The sequence below is a fragment of the Commensalibacter sp. A3DC genome, assembly GCF_047307945.1.
GTDB classification, from domain to species: domain Bacteria; phylum Pseudomonadota; class Alphaproteobacteria; order Acetobacterales; family Acetobacteraceae; genus Commensalibacter; species Commensalibacter melissae.
Genome location: NZ_JAXOQA010000002.1, coordinates 20,728 through 42,420 on the forward strand (window position 1 = coordinate 20,728; position 21,693 = coordinate 42,420).

Annotated in this window: 20 protein-coding genes; 15 read left to right on the plus strand and 5 right to left on the minus strand. The window is 39.6% G+C overall.

What is annotated here, in order from left to right; all coding sequences use genetic code 11:
* Window positions 1-2 precede the first annotated feature (2 nt).
* From metK to U0839_RS00385, 5 genes are all read right to left on the minus strand, one after another.
* Window positions 3-1,190 (minus strand): methionine adenosyltransferase, encoded by a 1,188-nt coding sequence (gene metK / locus U0839_RS00365; RefSeq protein ID WP_155564737.1) that lies wholly within the window; start codon window positions 1,188-1,190, stop codon window positions 3-5.
* Between the two features lie 97 nt (window positions 1,191-1,287).
* The gene (dapB, locus tag U0839_RS00370) at window positions 1,288-2,085 is read right to left on the minus strand and encodes a 4-hydroxy-tetrahydrodipicolinate reductase (protein ID WP_155564736.1); all 798 of its coding nucleotides are present in this window, start codon (window positions 2,083-2,085) and stop codon (window positions 1,288-1,290) included.
* 35 nt (window positions 2,086-2,120) lie between these two features.
* Window positions 2,121-3,257, minus strand: a complete 1,137-nt coding sequence (gene dnaJ / locus U0839_RS00375) for a molecular chaperone DnaJ (RefSeq protein ID WP_110439202.1) — start codon at window positions 3,255-3,257, stop codon at window positions 2,121-2,123.
* A gap of 129 nt (window positions 3,258-3,386) precedes the next feature.
* Entirely contained in the window at window positions 3,387-5,324 is a 1,938-nt protein-coding gene (gene dnaK, locus U0839_RS00380) for a molecular chaperone DnaK (RefSeq protein WP_122124196.1), read from the minus strand.
* A 235-nt stretch (window positions 5,325-5,559) separates the two neighbouring features.
* Window positions 5,560-6,177 carry a nucleotide exchange factor GrpE gene (locus U0839_RS00385; protein ID WP_155564735.1) on the minus strand — a complete coding sequence of 206 codons (618 nt, stop codon included), beginning with the start codon at window positions 6,175-6,177 and terminating at the stop codon, window positions 5,560-5,562.
* A gap of 256 nt (window positions 6,178-6,433) precedes the next feature.
* On the opposite strand from U0839_RS00385, the gene U0839_RS00390 reads away from it, so the two are divergent.
* The 15 genes from U0839_RS00390 to U0839_RS00460 all read left to right on the plus strand — a co-directional run bounded on the left by U0839_RS00390 (window position 6,434) and on the right by U0839_RS00460 (window position 21,677).
* Complete coding sequence (locus tag U0839_RS00390) at window positions 6,434-7,144, plus strand: response regulator (protein WP_198196655.1); 711 nt, start codon at window positions 6,434-6,436, stop codon at window positions 7,142-7,144.
* Window positions 7,145-7,187: 43 nt separating this feature from the next.
* The gene (locus tag U0839_RS00395) at window positions 7,188-8,948 is read left to right on the plus strand and encodes an ATP-binding protein (RefSeq protein ID WP_370533624.1); all 1,761 of its coding nucleotides are present in this window, start codon (window positions 7,188-7,190) and stop codon (window positions 8,946-8,948) included.
* Between the two features lie 366 nt (window positions 8,949-9,314).
* Window positions 9,315-10,181 (plus strand): OmpW/AlkL family protein, encoded by an 867-nt coding sequence (locus U0839_RS00400; RefSeq protein ID WP_110439197.1) that lies wholly within the window; start codon window positions 9,315-9,317, stop codon window positions 10,179-10,181.
* Between the two features lie 18 nt (window positions 10,182-10,199).
* Window positions 10,200-11,564 carry an oxygen-independent coproporphyrinogen III oxidase gene (hemN, locus tag U0839_RS00405; protein ID WP_155566108.1) on the plus strand — a complete coding sequence of 455 codons (1,365 nt, stop codon included), beginning with the start codon at window positions 10,200-10,202 and terminating at the stop codon, window positions 11,562-11,564.
* Between the two features lie 14 nt (window positions 11,565-11,578).
* Window positions 11,579-12,235 carry a 2OG-Fe(II) oxygenase gene (locus U0839_RS00410; RefSeq protein WP_155566107.1) on the plus strand — a complete coding sequence of 219 codons (657 nt, stop codon included), beginning with the start codon at window positions 11,579-11,581 and terminating at the stop codon, window positions 12,233-12,235.
* 84 nt (window positions 12,236-12,319) lie between these two features.
* Window positions 12,320-13,966 (plus strand): electron transfer flavoprotein-ubiquinone oxidoreductase, encoded by a 1,647-nt coding sequence (locus U0839_RS00415; RefSeq protein ID WP_155566106.1) that lies wholly within the window; start codon window positions 12,320-12,322, stop codon window positions 13,964-13,966.
* Between the two features lie 39 nt (window positions 13,967-14,005).
* Window positions 14,006-14,755 carry an electron transfer flavoprotein subunit beta/FixA family protein gene (locus U0839_RS00420; RefSeq protein ID WP_155566105.1) on the plus strand — a complete coding sequence of 250 codons (750 nt, stop codon included), beginning with the start codon at window positions 14,006-14,008 and terminating at the stop codon, window positions 14,753-14,755.
* A gap of 2 nt (window positions 14,756-14,757) precedes the next feature.
* Entirely contained in the window at window positions 14,758-15,705 is a 948-nt protein-coding gene (locus U0839_RS00425; protein WP_155566104.1) for an electron transfer flavoprotein subunit alpha/FixB family protein, read from the plus strand.
* A gap of 97 nt (window positions 15,706-15,802) precedes the next feature.
* Window positions 15,803-15,934 carry a hypothetical protein gene (locus U0839_RS00430; protein WP_255412377.1) on the plus strand — a complete coding sequence of 44 codons (132 nt, stop codon included), beginning with the start codon at window positions 15,803-15,805 and terminating at the stop codon, window positions 15,932-15,934.
* Between the two features lie 48 nt (window positions 15,935-15,982).
* Complete coding sequence (locus tag U0839_RS00435) at window positions 15,983-16,885, plus strand: metal ABC transporter solute-binding protein, Zn/Mn family (protein ID WP_413549860.1); 903 nt, start codon at window positions 15,983-15,985, stop codon at window positions 16,883-16,885.
* On the plus strand, window positions 16,885-17,643 hold the full coding sequence (locus U0839_RS00440) for a metal ABC transporter ATP-binding protein (protein WP_155566102.1): 759 nt from the start codon (window positions 16,885-16,887) through the stop codon (window positions 17,641-17,643). The genes U0839_RS00435 and U0839_RS00440 overlap by 1 nt, the downstream gene beginning before the upstream one ends.
* 23 nt (window positions 17,644-17,666) lie before the next feature.
* Window positions 17,667-18,476, plus strand: coding sequence for a metal ABC transporter permease (locus tag U0839_RS00445; protein WP_155566101.1), 810 nt, complete (start codon window positions 17,667-17,669; stop codon window positions 18,474-18,476).
* A gap of 90 nt (window positions 18,477-18,566) precedes the next feature.
* The gene (gene rapZ, locus U0839_RS00450; protein WP_155566100.1) at window positions 18,567-19,493 is read left to right on the plus strand and encodes an RNase adapter RapZ; all 927 of its coding nucleotides are present in this window, start codon (window positions 18,567-18,569) and stop codon (window positions 19,491-19,493) included.
* A gap of 49 nt (window positions 19,494-19,542) precedes the next feature.
* On the plus strand, window positions 19,543-21,117 hold the full coding sequence (gene purH / locus U0839_RS00455) for a bifunctional phosphoribosylaminoimidazolecarboxamide formyltransferase/IMP cyclohydrolase (RefSeq protein WP_155566099.1): 1,575 nt from the start codon (window positions 19,543-19,545) through the stop codon (window positions 21,115-21,117).
* 14 nt (window positions 21,118-21,131) lie between these two features.
* Window positions 21,132-21,677: a hypothetical protein gene (locus U0839_RS00460; RefSeq protein ID WP_155566098.1), complete on the plus strand. Its 546-nt coding sequence runs from the start codon at window positions 21,132-21,134 to the stop codon at window positions 21,675-21,677.
* Window positions 21,678-21,693 lie beyond the last annotated feature (16 nt).

Consider the following 21,693-nt stretch of genomic DNA (forward strand, 5'->3'; position numbering starts at 1 on the left):
TTTTAACGATTAAAAGCATTTTGCAAAGCATCAACAAGATCAGTTTTTTCCCATGTAAAATCATCTTTTACCGGGTCTGGATGGCGTCCAAAATGACCGTAGGCTGAAGTTTGTTTGTATATGGGACGATTTAATCGTAAATGTTTACGGATGCCTCTTGGAGAAAGATCCATTAATTCACGTAAGACTTTTTCAAGTTTTGCTTCATCAATGTCTTTGCCTGTTCCATGTAAATCAACATAAACAGAGAGAGGATGGGAAACTCCAATCGCATATGAAATTTGCAGGGTACAAAGATCAGCAAGACCGGAAGCTACAATATTTTTGGCAAGATAACGACAGGCATATGCTGCTGAGCGATCAACTTTGGTTGGATCCTTACCCGAGAAAGCTCCCCCACCATGAGGGGCAGCCCCACCATAAGTATCGACGATGATTTTACGACCTGTCAGGCCACAATCGCCATCAGGACCTCCAATAACAAAAATTCCTGTAGGATTGACATAAAATTCTTTGTCTGGACACATCCAGCCTTCTGGCAATGTATTCGTAATCAGTTCTTTTAAAACGTCACGAATATTTCCCTGTGGCATGGATTCCTCATGTTGGGTTGATAAAACAACAGAGGTTGCGCCAACAGGTTTACCGTGAACATAACGCAAGGTTACCTGACTTTTTGCGTCCGGAAGAAATCCTTTACCCTTAGGGTCACTTGATTTACGTAGGTCATTGAGATTTTTTAGGATCTTATGAGCATAATAAATTGGGGCAGGCATTAAGGTTTCGGTTTCAGACGTTGCAAAACCGAACATGATTCCCTGATCGCCAGCGCCTTCATCTTTACTTTCATTACTGTCAACCCCGACTGCGATATGGGGAGACTGTGCATGTAACAGGTTTAATATATTTGCGGTTTTCCAAGAAAAACCGTCCTGGTCGTATCCAATTTCACGTATGGTTTCACGGGCTTTTTCATTAAGCATTTCTTTGGTAATGCTTTTCGGGCCACGCAGTTCTCCAGCCAAAATTACCTGATTGGTTGTAACAAGAGTCTCACAAGCTACGCGCGCTTCTGGATCTGCGGCAAGGTAGGTATCCAAAATGGTGTCGCTGATACGATCGGCAACTTTATCTGGATGACCCTCTGATACCGATTCCGAAGCGAACAGAAAATCGCTATTGTTTCGCATAATTTTTCTGCTATCTCACTAATAAATAAAAAAACACAAGTATTGTAAACAGACCCTTTTGTGGTCTATCCGTCAAGTATTAATTTAAAAAAAATTATTATTTGACCGGATCCAGTCCCAAAACATGGTTCATGTCATATAAACCTGCGGGTTTATTGATACACCAAAAAGCTGATCGAACGGCACCTTTTGCAAAAATGCGACGATCAAAAGCTTTATGTGTAAGAACAATTTCCTCAACATCGGAGAGAAATATGGCACTATGTTCACCAACAATTTGTCCGCCCCTTAAGGAAGCAAATCCGATGGCATCTTTTTTCCGGGCCCCTGTAAACCCTTTTCTGCCAATTTCTGCAACAGATCCTAAATCCACCTTTCTTGCTTTTGCAATGGACTCTCCGATTGCCAAAGCTGTTCCAGATGGAGCATCAATTTTTTGACGATGGTGTGTTTCCACAATCTCAGCATCATACTGATCGGCAGGCAAAGCTTTCGCCAGTTCAAAAGCCAGTCGGGTTATCAAGGTTACACCAGGTGAAAAATTAGCCGCCTGAACAACGGGAATGGTTTTTGCGGTTTCTTTGATAAGTTTTTGGACGGATTCAGATATGCCTGTTGTTCCTAAAATCCATGCTGTTTTACTATTGTTTAATGCTTTTGCATGTGTTTCCGTTGCTGTAGCATTTGTAAAATCGATAATTACATCACTTTTTTCGACCAGACTTGCAATGTCAGAGAAGATTTGAACAGAATCTGGTATATCATGAATGTCTTTTGAAAGTGATGTACCTCCAGATAAAACAGCATTATCTCTAGAGGTAATTTCTTCCATCAAAAGACGTCCAACACGTCCGGTTATGCCAGCAATACCAATACGTAAAACAGATGTATTCATTCTAAACACTTTCATTTATCAAAGATATAGATTAATCAGGATTTTCCTTCAAAGAAATCTTTGACTTTCTTAAAAAAACTTGTTGTTTCCGGATTTCCCTCATTTTCTTTATTTTGCGCTTCTGCCTCAAATTCTTCAAGCAGCTCTTTCTGGCGTTTTGTCAAATGTTGAGGAATCTCGACTTTGACTTCAATATACATATCACCACGTGATGAAGAGCGTAGAACAGAAAACCCCTTACCCCGTAAACGGAATTGTTTACCTGTTTGGGTACCGGCAGGAATTTTCACTTTTGATCTGCCACCATCTATGATAGGCACTTCAAGCTCTGTTCCCAAAGCAGCCTGCGTGATTCGAATGGGGATACGACAGAATATATTTGCCCCTTCTCTGTGAAATAGATCATGGGGTAAAACAGAAACATATACGTATAAATCCCCAGGTGGATTTCCATTGCTGCCGGCCTCCCCTTCCCCCGAAATCCTTATACGGGTTCCATCTTCAATTCCGGCAGGTATATCGATTTCCAACTCTTTATCTTGATTTTCAAGCCCGGTACCATGACATTTTTTACATGGGTTACTGATGACCTGGCCTGTTCCATGACAGGTATTACAAGGGCGTTCTACCAGAAAAAATCCCTGTTGAGCACGGATTTTTCCAGAACCATGACAGGTCGGACAGGTTTTATTTCCATTGGTTTTGTCTGTTGATCCTGATCCATCACAGCTTTGGCAAGGTTTTTTTGTTTTATATTTTACCTTTTTCTTAATGCCTGTAAAAGCTTCAGTTAACTGGATTTCGGTTTGAATTTGGATATCAGCACCAGAACGTTTGCGACTGTTACCGCCACGGTTCATACCCATCATATCGCCGAACATGTCAAAGATATCGCTGAAGCCACCAGCTCCAAAACCACCACCGAAACCATTACCGGCCCCGCCATTTTGGAAAGCATCGTGACCAAAACGGTCATAAGCGGCTTTTTTCTGTTCATCTTTTAGAACATCATAGGCCTCATTGATTTCTTTAAATTTGGCTTCCGCCTCCTGATCGCCAGGATTACGGTCAGGATGGTATTGCATTGCTTTCTTGCGATAGGCTTTTTTAATTTCTTCGCTACTTGACGTGCGACTAATCTCTAGAATTTCATAATAATCTCGTTTAGACATTGATGTCCTCAAATTATCTTCAAATAGGTATCGTAACAAAAAGCAGCCCGCCTTTGTTGAAAGGACGGGCTTGACTTCTTATGACATATCAAATTGGTTAATATATCTTATTTAATAGGCATTGACCCATTAGCTAGATTTTTTGTCATTATGATTGACATCTTCAAAATCAGCATCAACAATGTCTTCTTCTGGCTTTGCAGAGGAACCCGCTTGATCTGCAGTTTCTGCTCCAGCAGCCCCTGCGGCTGCATTTGCATCATTGGTTGCTTTGTAAATGGTTTCACCGATTTTCATTAAAAGCTGGGAAAGTTTTTCAGTTGATGATTTTAGGGCTTCCAAATCATCACCTTCTTTTTTGCTTTTAACATCGGCTACGGCAGCTTCAATATCTGATTTTGTTGAAGCATCAATCTTGTCACCATGCTCTTGCAGGTTTTTCTCTACCTGGGCGACCATCATATCTGCCTGATTTCTGCTTTCAACCATTTCTTTCTTCTGCTTGTCTGCCTCAGCATTCGCTTCAGCATCTTTAACCATTTTTTCGATATCGGCATCAGACAGACCACCAGAAGCCTGAATACGAATTTGCTGCTCTTTACCGGTTGCTTTATCCTTGGCGGATACAGAAACGATACCGTTTGCATCAATATCGAATGTTACTTCAATTTGTGGGACTCCACGTGGTGCAGGTGCGATTCCTGTTAGATCAAAGTTGCCAAGCAACTTGTTGTCTGCCGCCATTTCACGTTCACCTTGGTAAACCTTGATGGTAACAGCACTTTGGTTGTCTTCTGCTGTAGAAAAGGTTTGGCTTTTCTTTGTAGGAATGGTTGTGTTTCTATCGATTAAACGTGTGAAAACACCTCCGAGTGTTTCAATTCCAAGGGATAAAGGAGTAACGTCAAGCAACAGTACGTCTTTAACATCCCCCTTAAGAACAGCACCTTGAATGGCAGCACCAATTGCAACGACTTCATCAGGGTTAACGTTACGGGCGGGTTCCTTGCCAAAGAAGCTTTTGACGACCTCGATGACTTTTGGCATACGGGTCATTCCACCTACCAAAATAACCTCATCAATATTATTTGCTGATAATCCGGCATCCTTGATCGCTGCCTTACAAGGTTCTAGGGTTTTGGTGATTAGATCATCAACCAAGCTTTCCAGTTTTGCACGGCTTAGTTTAATGACCAAGTGTTTTGGACCGGAAGCATCAGCGGTTATAAATGGAAGGTTAATTTCCGTTTCTTTTGAAGAGGAAAGTTCGATTTTTGCTTTTTCAGCCGCCTCTTTCAAACGTTGTAAGGCGAGTTTATCACTGCGAAGGTCAATTCCTTGTTCTTTTTTGAATTCATCAGCCAAGAAATCAATGATTCGAGCATCAAAATCCTCACCACCAAGAAAAGTATCACCGTTGGTTGATTTAACTTCAATTACACCATCAGATATTTCTAGAACAGAAATATCAAAAGTACCACCACCTAGGTCATATACAGCAATGGTGCCGCTATTTTTCTTTTCCAAACCGTAGGCCAGCGCGGCGGCTGTTGGTTCGTTGATAATACGAAGAACATCAAGTCCAGCAATTTTACCGGCATCCTTGGTTGCCTGACGTTGCGCGTCATTAAAATAAGCTGGAACAGTAATGACAGCTTGTGTTACTTTTTCGCCCAGATATGCTTCTGCTGTTTCTTTCATTTTACCTAAAATGAATGCAGAGATTTGTGAAGGGGCGTATTTTTTATCTCTGGCTTCAACCCATGCATCGCCATTTTCACCTTTGACAATAGAATAGGGAACCAACCCCTTGTCACGGCTTACAGTCGGATCGTCAAACCGACGACCAATTAACCGTTTTACGGCGTAAAATGTATTTGTTGGATTGGTGACAGCTTGTCTTTTTGCTGATTGACCAACAAGCATTTCATTGTTTTCAGTGAAAGCAACCATTGAAGGGGTAGTACGGGCCCCCTCACTATTTTCTATTACTTTGGTTTCATTACCTTCACGGATAGCAACACAGGAGTTTGTTGTACCAAGGTCAATACCAATAACTTTACTCATTTAATTCATCTCCTAATAGCAACTTTCACAAGACCCGAAGCGCCTTCTAAAAGTCCTTTTTTAAAAATCATGGTCATTAAACATTAACCCCCAATAATGGCGAGGTTACAGTTATGACTTGTTACCATTATATAAGTTTCTTTAGTGAAATCTTCAAGAAACCTTTTGAACAGCTCCATTATACACATTTAATTAATGGAAGTCAGCTAATTAATTTAGTTATTTAATATCTGCATTATGTGTTTTCAGGAGATTTGGCCACGACAACCATGGCTGGTTTTAACAGACGGTCGTTTAGGGTCCATGTTGGTGTCCAGCTTTGAATAATGGTTCCCTGAGGGTGTTCATCAGATGGTTGTTCTGCCATTGCTTGATGTTTATTTGCATCAAATGGACTGCCTGTCGGATCTTCGCATTTGATACCATTTTTTTCCAGAATTTTTAAAAATGAACGTTCAGTACTTTCAAAACCTTCACGCATTTTTGTAATCATTGGATCTTCATTCTCAGCTGGTTTTGGCAAGCTATCAATGCCGCGACGCAGGTTTTCGGCTGTCTCTACGATGTCACGAGCAAATTTCTGTACAGTATACAGGCGTGTATCTTCAAGCTCTTTTTTATGGCGATTGCGTAGATTCTGATTTTCGGCTTCTGAACGCATCCACTGATCTTTCATGGCTTGCAGTTCATTTTTCAACTTGTCAACTTCACTATTCTGGTTGGAAGAGGAATCTGAAGATTCCGTGCCGTTTTCCTCTTGTGGGAAAATAGTTTCATGACCCCGTGAATCTTGTTCCTGATCAGGAACAGAGCTATTTTCTGTATTGGTGTGTAAATTTTCTTCTTTTGTCATAATAACCAAATTTGTTTTATTCTGTTAAAAAGATTGTAAAAGATATTGGATAAGATCGGTATCCTTACAAAATTTAAGACAGATCTATTTTAATAAACTTTTTGAAAGTTACAAGAAATACGAATGAAATAGAGCAAATAAGATACAGAAATTAACCTTTGGAATTGATTTTATAATTTATTTTCTATTTAACTTTATTCTAGCATATTTATATAAGATTTTGATTTATTTTTAATGGATTGGTGGAGTGTAACAGGTGGAAGCAGGGAAACATGTCATAGCATTGGTTGATGATGACCGTAATATTTTAACCTCTGTTTTTATGATGCTGGAAGCTGACGGTTTTATTGTTCAGACCTATACGGATGGTGAAAGTGCGTTGCAAGGTCTTTTATCACGTCCTGTTGATCTGGTGGTTTTGGATATTAAGATGCCTCGGATGGATGGAATAGAATTGTTGCAGAGACTGCGTAACCGTTCCCAAATTCCCGTGATAATATTATCTTCCAAGGATGAGGAAATTGACCAGTTAATGGGGTTGCGCCTTGGGGCAGATGATTATATCACTAAACCTTTTTCCCAGCGTCTTCTTCTGGAGCGTATTCGTGCTTTGTTAAGGCGTCATGAAGTCAATAAGGCTGAAAATGATGGTGGGATCAATAACGGTTTGGTTGTTCGTGGTGCTTTAACCTTGGATGATATGCGCCATCAATGTCGTTGGCATGACCAGGATATTCAATTGACAGTAACTGAATTTTTATTGACCAAAGCATTGGCAACACGGCCCGGTCTGGTAAAATCAAGGGATCAGTTGATTGATGCTGCCTATGGTGAAAATATTTATGTTGATGATAGAACAATAGATAGTCATATTAAACGTATCCGCAAGAAATTTCGTCAGATTGATCCTGAATTTAATAAAATAGAAACGTTGTATGGCATTGGATATCGTTACAAAGAAGATTAGAAAAGTCTATAAACTCTTTGGTTTTTTTTATCGTCATTACCCTTTGGAGGATAGAAGATTTAGGAAACTTTTTTTTTCTCCTCTGATGAAGAGGATATTATTGGTTAATACGCTTCCTCTTGTGGTTTTGGTTGTTACACTTCTTTATTTGAATCAATTTCAGAATAGCCTGTTGGAAACAGAAATCAATGTTTTACGGGAGCAGGCAAAAATTTATGCTGGAGCACTCAGCCAAAGTGCAATCAAGAAGATTAAGGATGATGTTTTTTTTCGATCCTTGGATTTTTATGCTCTGGTGCCAGAACAGCGGAATAATCAATCTTTATCTGTTGAATTGGCCAGACCTCTTTTGTTAAGCCTAACAAACCCCAGTCCACGTGTACGTGCACGTGTTTATGCCGTTAATGGGAAACTGGTTATTGACAGTCAAAATGAAAGAAAAAAAATATATAGATCTCATAAAGATAATCGACTTGATAATTCAGTTTTTTCAAATACAGAGCAGGATACACAGAAAAAAATAACCGTATTTGGTGAGAGTAATAAAAATAAATATTTAAATTATGACGGCTTTTTAGAACAGATTTATGATCATCTTTTAAGTTGGCTTCCCTATACGAATGCAAGAAGAATTGAGTTTCTTGAAATGGGTGCCGATCCAGATAGTTTACCTTATGATAATCAGACATTTAAGCTGCATGAATTATCAAATAATTACGAAGCTCCCCCTTATATTCGTAGAACAGTTGATTATCGTTTGTTGATTACCGTATCTGAACCTATCATCCATCAGAACCAGCTTGTAGGTATTATTGAACTGACAAGAGAGGCACAGGATATCGATCAGGCGCTATTTTCTGTGCGTGCATCAATTTTGATTCTATTTTTAGTTGCCTTGGCAATAACGGTCCTATTATCTTGGTACTTGTCTTTGACTATTGCAAAACCTTTACTGAGTTTGGCTAATTCCGCTTACAGGATTCATAAATCTACGGGACGAAACAGAATGATTCCTGATTCCCTTTTGATCCGAAAAGATGTTATCGGTGATCTGGCAAGGGCAATTCAGGATAGTGCAAGAGAGTTATGGACCAAGATGGATGCAATTGAGCGTTTTGCGGCTGATGTCAGTCATGAGCTAAAAAATCCTTTGTCTTCCATTCGTTCTGCAATTGAATTGTTACCAAGAATAAAAGATGATAAACATCGTCAACAGTTATTATTTATTATTACCGATGATGTTAAACGTTTGGATCGTTTAATAACGGATATTGCCAATTCAAGTCGTATTGAATCTGAAATGTCAAGGGTGACTCCAAAAGCTGTTGCTGTAGCGCCTCTTTTTCGTTTGCTTGCTGATATCAATGCAGCTACACAGAAAGAAGATGATCCTTATATTGTTGTGGATCTGAAAAATGACGATACTAAATATCCGCTTTCTGTTTTGGCAATTGAAGATAGACTGGTACAGGTTTTAAGGAATTTAATTGGAAACGCATCTTCTTTTTCTCCATCAAAGGGAAGAATTATTTTGTCGGCTGTTGCAGTCAAAGATAACGTGGAGATCATGGTCAGTGATGAGGGGCCGGGGATTCCTGAAAATAAATTAAATAATATCTTTGAACGGTTCTATACAGAGCGACCTCAAGGAGAAAATTTTGGGCAACATTCAGGTCTTGGATTATCAATTTGTCGGCAAATTGTGGTTGCCTTGAAAGGGTCAATTCGTGCCTATAACCGGTATGATGATGCAGGAAAAGTTATTGGCGCCTCTTTTGTGGTTTCTTTACCAAGGGCAAAATAACTGATTGGATTTTGTTGTAAATTTAAAAATTTAATCAAACAAAAACCGATTCGTTCAAAGAATTTTCGAATATTTAATTACAATTAAAGATATATTACAAATATATATTTGTAATATAATATGTAAAAAAAATACTTATTAAAATAATGATTATCCTAATTTGTTAAGCTTTATCAGGAACTAATTAATTTTTTTGCGAAAGATTACATATTTATTTGTTGTTATTTGGTCACATTATGTATTGTTTAAGTATATATTGTTAGAAACTGGTTGCCTGATCAATGGTTATGATCCTAATAAAAAAGAACATTTAACTATTTAATTTGATCATTTCATCTTTACTTTGATCAGTAAGGTTTCATCACAATGAAAAAATCATTAAGTCGTATTCTTACCTGTGCATTTTTGTTTACGCCAGTCGCAGGCTATGCACAACAACATTATGCTTCTCCTAATCTGACTCCTGCTGCCAATCCAGCATTGGCTCCAGCTTCAAGCACAACTGCCCCAGCAACGGCAATTCCTATGAGAAGAGAAGAAATCTGGGCTTCTGGCTGGAGTGGAAAAATCCAGTATCGTGAAGTTCCAATGTATGCTCCACCTAAAAAACCAAAACCTCATTGTGGTTTATTTAAAACATGTCCTGGTGTAACCAGAATTGGTTTGGGTAAAGGTGATTTTATCATCAGATTAAGTGCATTGGGTGTTATCACGAATAATACAAGTTCTAAAACATCCGTTGGAGGGCATGTCAATGCAACCAACCAGGTTATGCCTGAATTAAGTTTTGATTATTTTGTCACGGATAATTTGTCATTTGAATTAATTGCGGCAAGTACACGTCATGAAATCAAGGCGCAGGGTGTCCCGGGTCTTGGTAAGGTGGATGTGGGCAGTGGATGGATTTTGCCTCCTACCTTGACAGCACAATGGCATTTCCGTCCTCATAAGGCCTTTAATCCTTATGTAGGTGTTGGCTTGACAGTAGCTTTCTGGCATAATATCTCTCCTGCAGGGGGTATTGTCAAAAAAGTGGGGCTTGAAACAGCAGTTGGTCCATCTTTCAATTTCGGGTTTGATTATCAGATTGTTGGAAACTGGTTCTATAATGCTGATGTAAAACAGATTCTTTTACAACAACGTGCCCACATTAATGACAGTCCTAACAGAATTGATGCTCGTACTTCTTTGAATCCAACCGTTGTAAGTATGGGTATTGGATATCGCTTTTAATTCATTGCGGAGATTGGCATGAAACCCGAAGTTTCCTTTGACCGTCTTGCGCGGTATGAAGGAAACGTGCCGCGTTATACAAGTTACCCAACAGCTGTACAGTTTGAAGAGCGTGTCGGGTTTAACGAGTATAAACATTGGTTGCAGGCTTTTCCTGAAGAAGAGCCTGTTTCTTTGTATATCCATGTTCCTTTTTGTGATGAGTTGTGCAAATTTTGTGCCTGTAACACACAAGTCGTTCATCAAGTTAATGTGCGGGTTGCTTATGGTAATCTTCTATGTGATGAATTGAAACGACTGGCAACCCTTTTAAAATCGCGTCGTAAAGTAAGTTTTGCTCATTTTGGTGGGGGTACTCCTACAACATTACCGATTGAAGCGATGAAAAAGGTAATGTCAACAATACGATCCTTATTTTATGTTCAGCAAGATGCCGATATTTCGATAGAATTAGATCCAAGACATATCTCCGAGGATTATCTTGCATTATTACCCACTGTTGGATTTACACGGGTTAGCCTTGGAGTTCAGGATATTGCTCCTGAAGTGCAAAAGGCTTGCGGTCGAATCCAGAGTTTTGAAATGATTTCTGATTGTATTGATCGTGTCAGGCAGAAAAATATAAAATCGGTTAATTGTGATTTGATTTATGGTCTACCCAATCAAACAGCTGCCAGTGTTCGAGAAACGATAGAAGCTATTGTGACGTTAAGGCCTGATCGTTTGGCTGTTTTTGGTTATGCACATGTCCCATGGAAATTTAAACGCCAAACTTTGTTGGAGGGGGAAATCTTACCCAATCCGGCTGAACGTTTTGAGCAGAGACAGATTATTGATGAAGTTTTAAAAAAAGCGGGTTATCGGGCTATAGGATTTGATCATTATGCTTTGCCTCATGATTCTATGAGTAAGGCAATGGAAAAAGGTGTACTGCATCGCAACTTCCAGGGATATACCGTAGACCAAGCCAAAGCACTGTTAGGGGTTGGTGCTTCATCAATTTCAATTTTACCGCAAGGTATTTTTCAAAATCAGCCATCTTCCTATGGCTATCAAAAGGCAATGCAGCAGTCCGATATCTTGCCCGTTGTAAGGGGGGTACAGCGTAGTACAGCAGATTTGTTCCGTTGGGAAATAATTGAGCGGTTAATGTGTGACTTACATGTTGATTTAAAGAAAATGATTGGTCAATATAAACAAGATCCGTCTTTATTAGGTGAGTTTCTTAAAAAGCTACGCAGCTTCGAAGAGGATGGTCTGGTTATTATTCGTAATAATGAAATTACAGTGACAGAAGAAGGTCGTCCCTTTTTACGAAATATCGCCGTGGTTTTTGATGCTTATTACCGTGCAGCTCCCCATCGCCATGCGCAGGCGATTTAGGTGAAAGAAAAATTATGCAACTTGTAGAAGAGATAAAGCAAACTAAACAAGATATCAAAAACGTAATTGATCATGCTGATTATCATTCGCTGCCATATTCCTATTGGACAATGACGAATGTCTTGCCTTTGTTTATTTGTGATTCTCTGTTGAACTGGATGCCCGATTCAAGATCTATTGCCGGTGATGTGAAGGGCAAAAGGGAAAATCATAATAAAGATCGTGTATTTGTAACCCGGCAAAAACAGAGGGAGGATCCCGCCTGTGCGGTTTTGGCGCAAGTTTTTGATTCAGAGGAAATTCGTTCTGCTTTCTCTCATTTAACAGGTGGTGATCTTTCCAATACTTGGTTAAGATTGGAATTATGCCTTGATACTGATGGGTTCTGGTTGGAACCACATACAGATATTGGGGCAAAGAAATTAACCTTTTTGCTTTCTTTGTCCACTGCAGAAGGGGCCAAGGGATGGGGGACCGATATCATGAATGAGGAAGGTCAGTCTTTGGGAAGAAGCTCGGGCGTTTTCAATTCAGCATTTTTATTTATTCCCGCTAAAAATACCTGGCATGGTTTTGAAAAGCGACCTATCAAGGGAGTGCGTCGTACCCTTATTTTAAATTATGTAGATTCAAGTTGGCGTGCAAAACATGAATTGGCATTTCCCTCATAATTGAATAAAGTCTTTTTAATTAAGATTAAAGATATATATAATTTGCAACTTGATAAATATCAGCAGAAGAGAGATTAAGGAATTATGGGTGAGGTTGTGCGAGAGCAAATGGAATTCGATATTTTAATCGTTGGTGGAGGACCTGCCGGTCTTTCAGCGGCAATACGATTAAAGCAATTACTTCCATCTCTTGAGATCTGTTTGATTGAAAAGGCTTCTGAAATTGGTGCCCATATTGTTTCAGGAGTGGTGATCGAACCGACAGCGCTTAATGAGTTGATCCCAGATTGGCAGCAAAAAAACGCCCCTTTAGACACGTCGGTTCAGCATGAGGCATTTTTTTATCTGCCGAATGAAGACAAGTCTATAAATATCCCCATTATTAAATCTATTATGCCTCAAATGAACAATGAGGGAAATTATGTGGGAAGTTTGGGTGATTTTTGTCGGTGGCTGGCCGCAGAAGCTGAAGCAATGGACATTCAAATTTTTCCAGGATTTGCTGGTAGTGATCTCATAATTGAAAATAATCGAGTTATGGGTGTAGTGACTGGTGATATGGGACTGGAAAAAGATGGCAGCCAGGGAGGCAATTATGTTCCAGGTATGGAGCTAAGGGCAAAATATACGTTATTTGCAGAAGGCTGTCGTGGTTCCTTATCCAAAAAGCTCATGGGCTATTTCAATTTACGTCAAGGTGTTGATCCACAAACATACGGAATTGGAATTAAGGAATTATGGGAAATTCCACAGGAAAAATTTTCGGCTGGATATATACAGCATAGCTTTGGTTGGCCCTTGGACAATCGCACTTATGGTGGTTCATGGCTTTATCATTTTGGCAGTAATCTGGTTTCATGTGGTTTTGTTTTGGGATTGGATTACGAAAATACTTGGCTTTCTCCATTTGATGAAATGCAGCGTGTAAAAAAACATCCCATTATCCGCAAATATTTAGAGGGAGGCAGAAGAATAGGATACTCTGCCCGTGCATTATCTGAAGGTGGATACCAATCCATTCCAAAACTGACCTTTCCTGGTGGTCTATTAATCGGAGATGCAGCAGGCTTTTTGAATGTTCCAAAAATTAAGGGAACGCATACTGCAATGAAATCGGGAATGATTGCCGCTGAGTCGATTGTTGAGGCATTAAATACACAACAAGCAGAACCTATGATTTATCAATTTCGTATCCGTAAATCCTGGGTTTATGATGAATTGTATCAAGTGAGGAATATTCGTCCCGCATTTGCAAAATTTGGTGCAAGGTTTGCAACATTGTATACGGGATTTGATTCCTTGGTTCGGGGGAAAGTGCCTTGGACCTTTCGCCATCGTTTGGCTGATAACGATAAATTAAAAGCGGCTTCTTTATGTGTTAAACCTGATTATCCAAAGCCTGATGACAAATTGACATTCAGTCGTGAATCTTCCGTATTTTTGGCGAATATTGATCATCGTGATGATCAGCCTGTTCATCTGAAATTAAAAAATCCCTCAATTTGGAAAACGGTTAATTGGGATATTTTCAAGGCTCCTGAAACAAGATATTGTCCGGCCGGTGTTTACGAGGTTGTTGATGCTGATCATGAGAATCAAGAACCCAAATTACAGATTAATGCACAAAATTGTATTCATTGTAAGACTTGTGATATCAAGGATCCAACACAGAATATCGATTGGGAAACACCTGAAGGTGGCAGTGGTCCCAATTATTCAGGGGGAATGTAGAAATCATTTAATTATGTGTAATTATAGAGAAAGGTCATTATGAAAGTAATTGTTCCGGTTAAAAGGGTTGTTGATTCCAATATAAAACCGCTGATAAAATCAGATGGATCCGATGTTGAGATTAATGGTGTAAAAATGTCCATGAATCCTTTTGATGAAACAGCTGTTGAGGAGGCTGTTCGTTTAAAGGAGAAAAAAATTGTCTCGGAAATTGTGGTTGTTTCCATAGGAGAAGCGAAATGCCAAGATACATTGCGAACAGCTATGGCAATGGGGGCGGATCGGGGAATTCTGGTGACAACGGATAGGGCTGTGGAGTCTCTGACCGTTGCAAAAATCTTGCAACACTTTGTGGACAGGGAAAAACCCGACCTTGTGTTAATGGGTAAACAGGCCTCAGATGATGATATGAATGCGACAGGGCAGATATTAGCTGCCAAACTTGGATGGGGACAGGGTACTTTTGTCAGTAAACTGGAGTTGTCTAATGGACACGCAAAAATTGCCAGGGAAGTCGATGATGGACAGGAAATTCTTGAGCTAACATTGCCAGCAGTCATTACAACCGATTTACGGTTGAATGAACCTCGTTATGCATCATTACCCAATATTATGAAAGCACGTAAAAAGCCTTTGGAAACGGTCGCTTTATGTGAATTGGGAATTGAGGCAAAAAAACATTTGGAAGTTATTTCCGTAAAAGAATCCTCTTCGTCTCGTGAAAGCGTCATTGTTGATTCCGTTGATGCATTACTTGATAAACTTAAAAATGAAGCAAAGGTAATTTAAGAATGACCGTTTTAGTTTTGGCAAGTTATGAAAAAGGTGATCAAATTCGTTCTATTACCCGATCAGCGATTACAGCCGCATCCAAACTAGGGGAAGTTCATGTTCTATTAGCTGGGAAAAACCTAGAAGCAATAACGAAAAAGGCTGTGGCGCTGGCTGGTGTTTCAAAGGTGCTGGTTGCTGATCATGAGGTGTATGCCCATATGTTGGCAGAGCCAACTGCAGATCTGATTGCATCTCTGGCCGATTCTTATGATACGGTTATTGTTCCTGCAAATGCTGAAGGAAAAGATATTTTGCCTCGTGTTGCTGGGTTGTTGGATATACAGCCTGTATCTGATGTTATCGAAATTATTGATGCCTCCACCTTTGTGAGACCTATTTATGCTGGGAGCATTTTGGCAACGGTTAAGTCTCATGATTCCAAAAAGCTTTTATCTGTTCGTGGAACGGCTTTTGCTCCTGTTGCTGAAGATGGGGGGAGTGCCGAGATTGAGATTCTGGATAATTTTCCCGGTTCAGAAAAATCATTATCCAAATTCTGTGAACTGCAAATTTCCCAATCGGACAGACCAGAATTGGAATCTGCCCGTGTTGTTATTTCAGGCGGACGGGGTATGCAAAGCGGTGAAAACTTTGTGTTAATTGAAAAGGTGGCGGATCAATTAAATGCCGCCATTGGGGCATCTCGTGCTGCAGTTGATGCCGGATTTATCAATAATGATTGTCAGGTTGGCCAAACAGGGAAAATTGTTGCTCCGGAATTATATATCGCAGTAGCCATTTCTGGTGCCATTCAGCATCTTGCGGGTATGAAAGACAGTAAGATCGTGGTTGCAATTAACAAAGATCCTGATGCTCCAATTTTCAAGGCTTCGGATTATGGTATTGTTGGCGACTTATTTGAAATTCTCCCTCAATTAGAGGAAAAACTTAAAGCATTAAGATAAAAGATATTCAATTGAGGCATGATTTTTTAACAATGTTTCAATTGAATGAATAAGGTTAAGTGGAAATATTAATATTAATAAGGTTAGGATTAGGGCGATGAAATGGGAATTACAGCAACCAAGAGATAAGTATTATGTTCCAGTTATAACCATTAAATGGTTGTTGATTCTTCATCTGGCCCTAATTGTATTGCTTAGTATTATGATTATTGGTGCCTGGGAATTATAGGAATTGGTGAGCAGTTTAATTTTAAGTTGGGGAATGGCATTCTAAATAATGAAAAATGGTGACATAATCAAGGGCAATTTTTTTTTCAGTATTTTATTAAGTATTTTTGCTTTGTTATTTTATGCTTGTCATGATGATGTAAAAGCCAAAGTTGTTCATATTGTTGCTGCTGAAAATATGTACGGGGACATAGCCCAACAAATAGGGGGTGATAACGTCAAGGTTGACGTGATTTTAAATAATCCTGATCAAGATCCGCATCTATTTGAATTGACCCCGCATATCAGCAGAATGACAAGTCAAGCTGATTTAATCATCATGAATGGTTTAGGGTATGATGACTGGATCAATCGGCTAATTTCCCGTGTTGAAATAAAAAACGGAAAGGTTATCTCCATTCAGGATTTGTTAAATCGTTCTGATGGTAGTAATCCACATTTATGGTATGATCTTCAGTCAGTCAAGAAATTGGCTGGGTATTTGGAGCAAAAATTATCCGTTCAGGATCCTGAACACAAGAATTCTTTTTTGCATAATCGTGATCATTTTTTGCATGAAATCGACAGTATAGATCGGCGTATTCATAAAATTCGTGTTCAGCATCTTGATTTAAGCGTGGCTGCTACGGAACCTGTTTTTGGGTTGATGGCCAAACATATGGGCTTTAGGGTATTGGAAGAATCCTATCAATGGGTAATTATGAACGGTGGAGAACCGACTCCCCAGCAAACAGCCCAATTTATCCAGGATTTTAAAACCCATAAAATAAAAATCTTGTTTTATAATAATCAGGTCAGTAACGGCGCGACAGAGCATTTGAAAAAAATGGCGTCAATATATAAAATTCCTGTAATTGGTGTTGAAGAGATTATGCCTGTTTCTCTTTCTTATCAAACATGGATTAACCAGACATTAGATAAAATTGAGGCGGTAACACAGAGCATTCCCTGATGACAATCCTCGCTTGCAATAAGCTGCGTATCCAGTTTGGTAACCGGCTTGTTTTGTCAGATTTAACCTTTAGCATTGATGAACCCCAGTTTATAGGGGTTTTCGGTCCTAATGGGGCGGGCAAAACAAGTTTTATGAAAACAATTTTAGGTATTTTACCTGTTCAGCAAGGAACCTTAAAAATTTTTGGAAAACATCCAAGACAGGTAAGGAAGGAAATAGCCTATATCCCTCAGTATCAAAATATGGATAGCTTTTATTTGACGGGAAGATCATTTATTGCAAGTTCTGTCCATGGGAATCGTTTGGGTTTACCGTTTCTAGCAAGAAAAGACCATCAGGAAATAGATCGGGTTCTGGATGATGTGGAGGCAAGGGATCTGGCTGATCTATCCTTGATGGAAATGTCGGGAGGCCAAAAACAGAGAATTTTATTGGCACAAGCCCTTTTGGGGGAGCCAAGATTTATTATACTGGACGAACCTTTTAATAACTTGGATCCCAAATGGGTAAAAGTTATTCTTGCCTTGATAAAAAATATACAGCAGGAAAGAAAAATTTCTGTCTTATTGTCAACGCATGATTTAAATCCGTTAATTCATGTTATGAATCAGGTATTATGTATTGGTAATCAATCAGCAATTCTGGGTAAGGTTCAGGATGTCATTACAGCAAAGACTTTAACGAAGCTTTATGGTTTCCCAATACAGGTGATAAAGGCAAATAATACGTGTTTTGTAACAACATCCTTTAATTAAGAAATTCGAAAGTATATTCTTGGATGCTTACCCTTGAATTTATGTATCATGCTTTTGCTGCTGCAGGGATTGTGGCTTTATTGACAGGGTTTATTGGTTATTTTCTTTTATTGAGAAGAGAGGCCTTTGCAGGACATGCATTATCGCATATAGGGTTCGCTGGGGCGACAGGAGCGGGACTGTTGGGAATATCCCCTTTTGCCGGACTGCTTGTTTTCAGTTTATTTGCTGGTGGATTGATCGGTTTTATAGGCCCACAGTTGAGGGATCGTGATATCGCTATTGGCCTGGTTCTGTCAGCATCAATGGGTTTAGGTCTGTTATTTCTTCATTTTTATACCCATTACGCGACACAAGTTACGAGCTTGTTATTCGGCAATATTTTTGCGGTTGATACAGTCATTTTATATGATCTTGTCGGTCTCGCATTATTTTGCCTAGCTGTTATGCTATTTTTTATGCGACCTTTGTTATTTGCCACCTTGCAACCAGATTTGGCCGAGACAAGAGGAATCTCTTTACGATGGGTTTCGATAGTCTTTCTAATGCTGGTTGCCTGCATAACTGTTGCTTGTGTTCAAGTGACCGGTATTCTTTTGACCTTTTCTTTGATGATTGGACCTGCTGCTGTTGCCAGGCAATGGGGTAAGACAATATGGCGGGCACTTATGGTTTCGATTTTCCTGGCTTTATTTGAGGCCTGGAGTGGTATAGTGGCTTCTTGGTATACAGACTTGCCAGTATCTTTTTGGATCAGCTTTTTTAGTTTTGTCATTTATTCAATAAGTTTGCTTTTTTTCAAAAGAAAAATATCATTTCGAAAGTATTTATAAATATCATATTGTATAAAGAGTAAGGATTGCTTAACATAACCCTTTATGAGGTATTTGAAAATTTTTATTTAAAAAGTTGATTTCTTCAGAATGCATGATTTCACGTCAAGTAAGAAATTGGTAATTTTTGTAACGGGATTATCAGGAGCTGGTAAAGCGTCTATTCTTCGGGTTTTTGAGGATCTTGGATATGAACTGGTTGATAATGCGCCTTTACAGCTTATTGCGGATGTTGTTGGGCGTGTTCAGGGACCCATTGCAATAGGCATTGATTCCAGAACCAATGGGTTTGAGGTGAATGCATTTCTAGAGGTTTTAAATAGTTTAAAGCAGAATTCATCCCTTAAGGTTGAACTAATTTACGCCACGGCAGAGTTGGACGTTTTGTTGCGACGTTATACAGCAACCCGTCGTCGTCATCCAATGGCTGCCAATGGTACGGTTAAGGACGGGATTAGTGCTGAAATAGCCTTGATGAATCCATTACGAAATGTTGCCGATCTGGTTATTGATACATCGGATCTTCCCCCTATGGAATTAAGGTTGCTTGTGGAAACAAGGTATAACTTTAATCATCTGGATACTAAAAACCGCTTTACCCTAACCTTGATGTCTTTTGCCTTTCCTGTTGGAATTCCAAGAGAGGCGGATATGGTATTCGATGCACGGTTTTTGCATAATCCTTATTATATATCAGAATTATCAGCACTGACGGGACTGGATACGTCGATCCAAGATTATGTTAAAAGTGATCCTGATTATGAGAAATTTGTTGATCAGATTTATCAGATGCTAAATTTGATTTTTCCCCGTTTTGCGATAGAAGGAAAAAAATACGTCACAATTGCGGTAGGATGTTCTGGTGGACGTCATCGTTCAGTTACCGTTATAGAGGACCTTGCACGTCGTATTGTTAATTCTAAAGATAAAGAAATGCGTTTCCCTGCATTGGTTATCCATCGTGAACTGGCGCGGCAGGGAATTCAAACATGGCGATGGGTTGCCCATCCTCAATAAAAATTATAATAAGTGTAAATTGTTAGAATATTAGGTTTGGAATATTAATATGGATCAACAGATTATTCCTGTTCGTCGGGCTTTGATTTCTGTTTCTGATAAAACAGGTTTAATTGATTTGGCCAAGTTATTGGCTGAAAACAGCGTGGAAATCTTGTCAACAGGTGGGACAGCCAAAGCACTTCGGGATGCCGGAATAAAAGTGGTGGAGGTTTCGGATTTTACAGGATTTCCGGAAATTCTGGACGGTCGAGTTAAAACACTGGTGCCTCAAATTCATGGTGGGTTATTGGGACGACGTGATCTGGCCAGTCATCAGGAACAAATGAAACAGCATAATATTTTGCCGATTGATTTGTTGTGTGTCAATTTATACCCTTTTGAGGAAACAGTCGTGTCAGGCGCCGGTAAAGAAGATATTATAGAAAATATTGATATCGGTGGTCCAGCTTTAATCAGGGCTGCATCTAAAAACCATAGTCATGTCGCGGTGTTGACGGATGTTCATCAATATGCCGTTTTTAAAGAAGAGATGAAGCAGAATGGTGGAACAACAATACAGCAGCGGCGAAAATGGGCCCAGGTGGCTTATGCCCGGACCGCTGCATATGATGCTGCGATTGCCAGTTGGTTTGCAGGTCAGGCAAAAGATATATTTCCAGAACGCCTAAATTTAAGTGGCCAACGGAAACAGATTTTGCGATACGGGGAAAACCCTCATCAACAGGCTGCTTTTTATACGAATGATGAACAACGTCCGGGTGTTGCAACAGCCCAACAATTACAGGGTAAAGAGCTTTCCTATAATAATTTTAACGATACAGATGCAGCTTTTGAAGCGGTGGCTGAATTTGATAAACCATCTGTTGTTATTGTCAAACATGCAAACCCTTGTGGTGCAGCAAGCGCATCTTCTTTATCAGAAGCTTGGGATTTGGCTTTACGGTGTGATCCTGTTTCTGCTTTTGGAGGAATTATTGCGGTCAATCGTCCATTAGATAAAGAAGCCGCACAAAAAATTATAACTATATTTAGTGAAGTGATTATTGCTCCAAAGGTCAATTCAGATGCATTGGAGATCCTTTCAAAGAAAAAGAATGTAAGGGTTTTAGAAACAGGGGCAATGCCTGATCCATTGGCACAAGGTATGACGGTTCGTACTTTGGCGGGTGGGTATCTTTTACAAAATCGTGATAATGGACGACCTTCCGATTTTAAGGTTGTAACTAAACGCGAACCTACTGAAAAGGAAATGGAAGATCTGATTTTTGCCTTTACGATTGGCAAGCATGTTAAATCAAATGCAATTATTTATGTTAAAGATAAAGCGACTGTAGGGATAGGTGCGGGTCAAATGAGTCGTGTCGATTCAGCCAGGATTGCTGCCCACAAAAGTGCGGAAGCAGCTCAAGCCGCCGGTTTAGAAAAACCCATGACCCGGGGAAGTGTTGTTGCTTCAGATGCCTTTTTTCCATTTGCAGACGGTTTGCAGGCTGCCGTAGCGGCAGGAGCCACTGCGGTTATTCAGCCAGGTGGTTCAATGCGTGACAATGAGGTGATTGCGGCCGCAGATGAGGCTGGAATTGCAATGGTTTTTACGGGAATGCGCCATTTCCGTCATTAAAAGGTCAAGGGAAAATGAAACGGATAGGTTTGTTCTGTATTTCTTCTTTATTTCTGTTTGTGCAGTTTGTTTATGCGAAAGAATATCGCTTGAAAAGCCAATTTGATCCAGCTTCGGTTCAATGGTCTAAAACAACAGGAAATGCAGCGGTCGCAGGTATGGGTATCTATCGATTATCCGATGGTACGATGAAAAGTTGTGCAGGACAAACCGTCTATTATTATCCCTATTCTGATTATGTAATGGAACAGTTGCAGTTTAGAATGCGAGGTATTACCAATATCAAGAATTTAAATCCACAGTCTGTTCAATACCGTTTTTCCGTAACTTGTGATCAAGAAGGTGATTTTCACATTGCCTATTTGCCGGCAGGAAAATGGATTTTTGTAATGAATATTCCTGTGGTTAAAAATGATGAAGACTATTCTTCTTACAATCAAGAATCAGATTTAAGTGGTGTCGCTGGGGAAGGGAATGGCATTATTTATCGGATTGTAACCCTTACCCCTCAAAAAGTCACGCAGGTTCCCTTGATTCAGGGGGATGTTAACAGCCATTAACATGAATGGTTTTGTT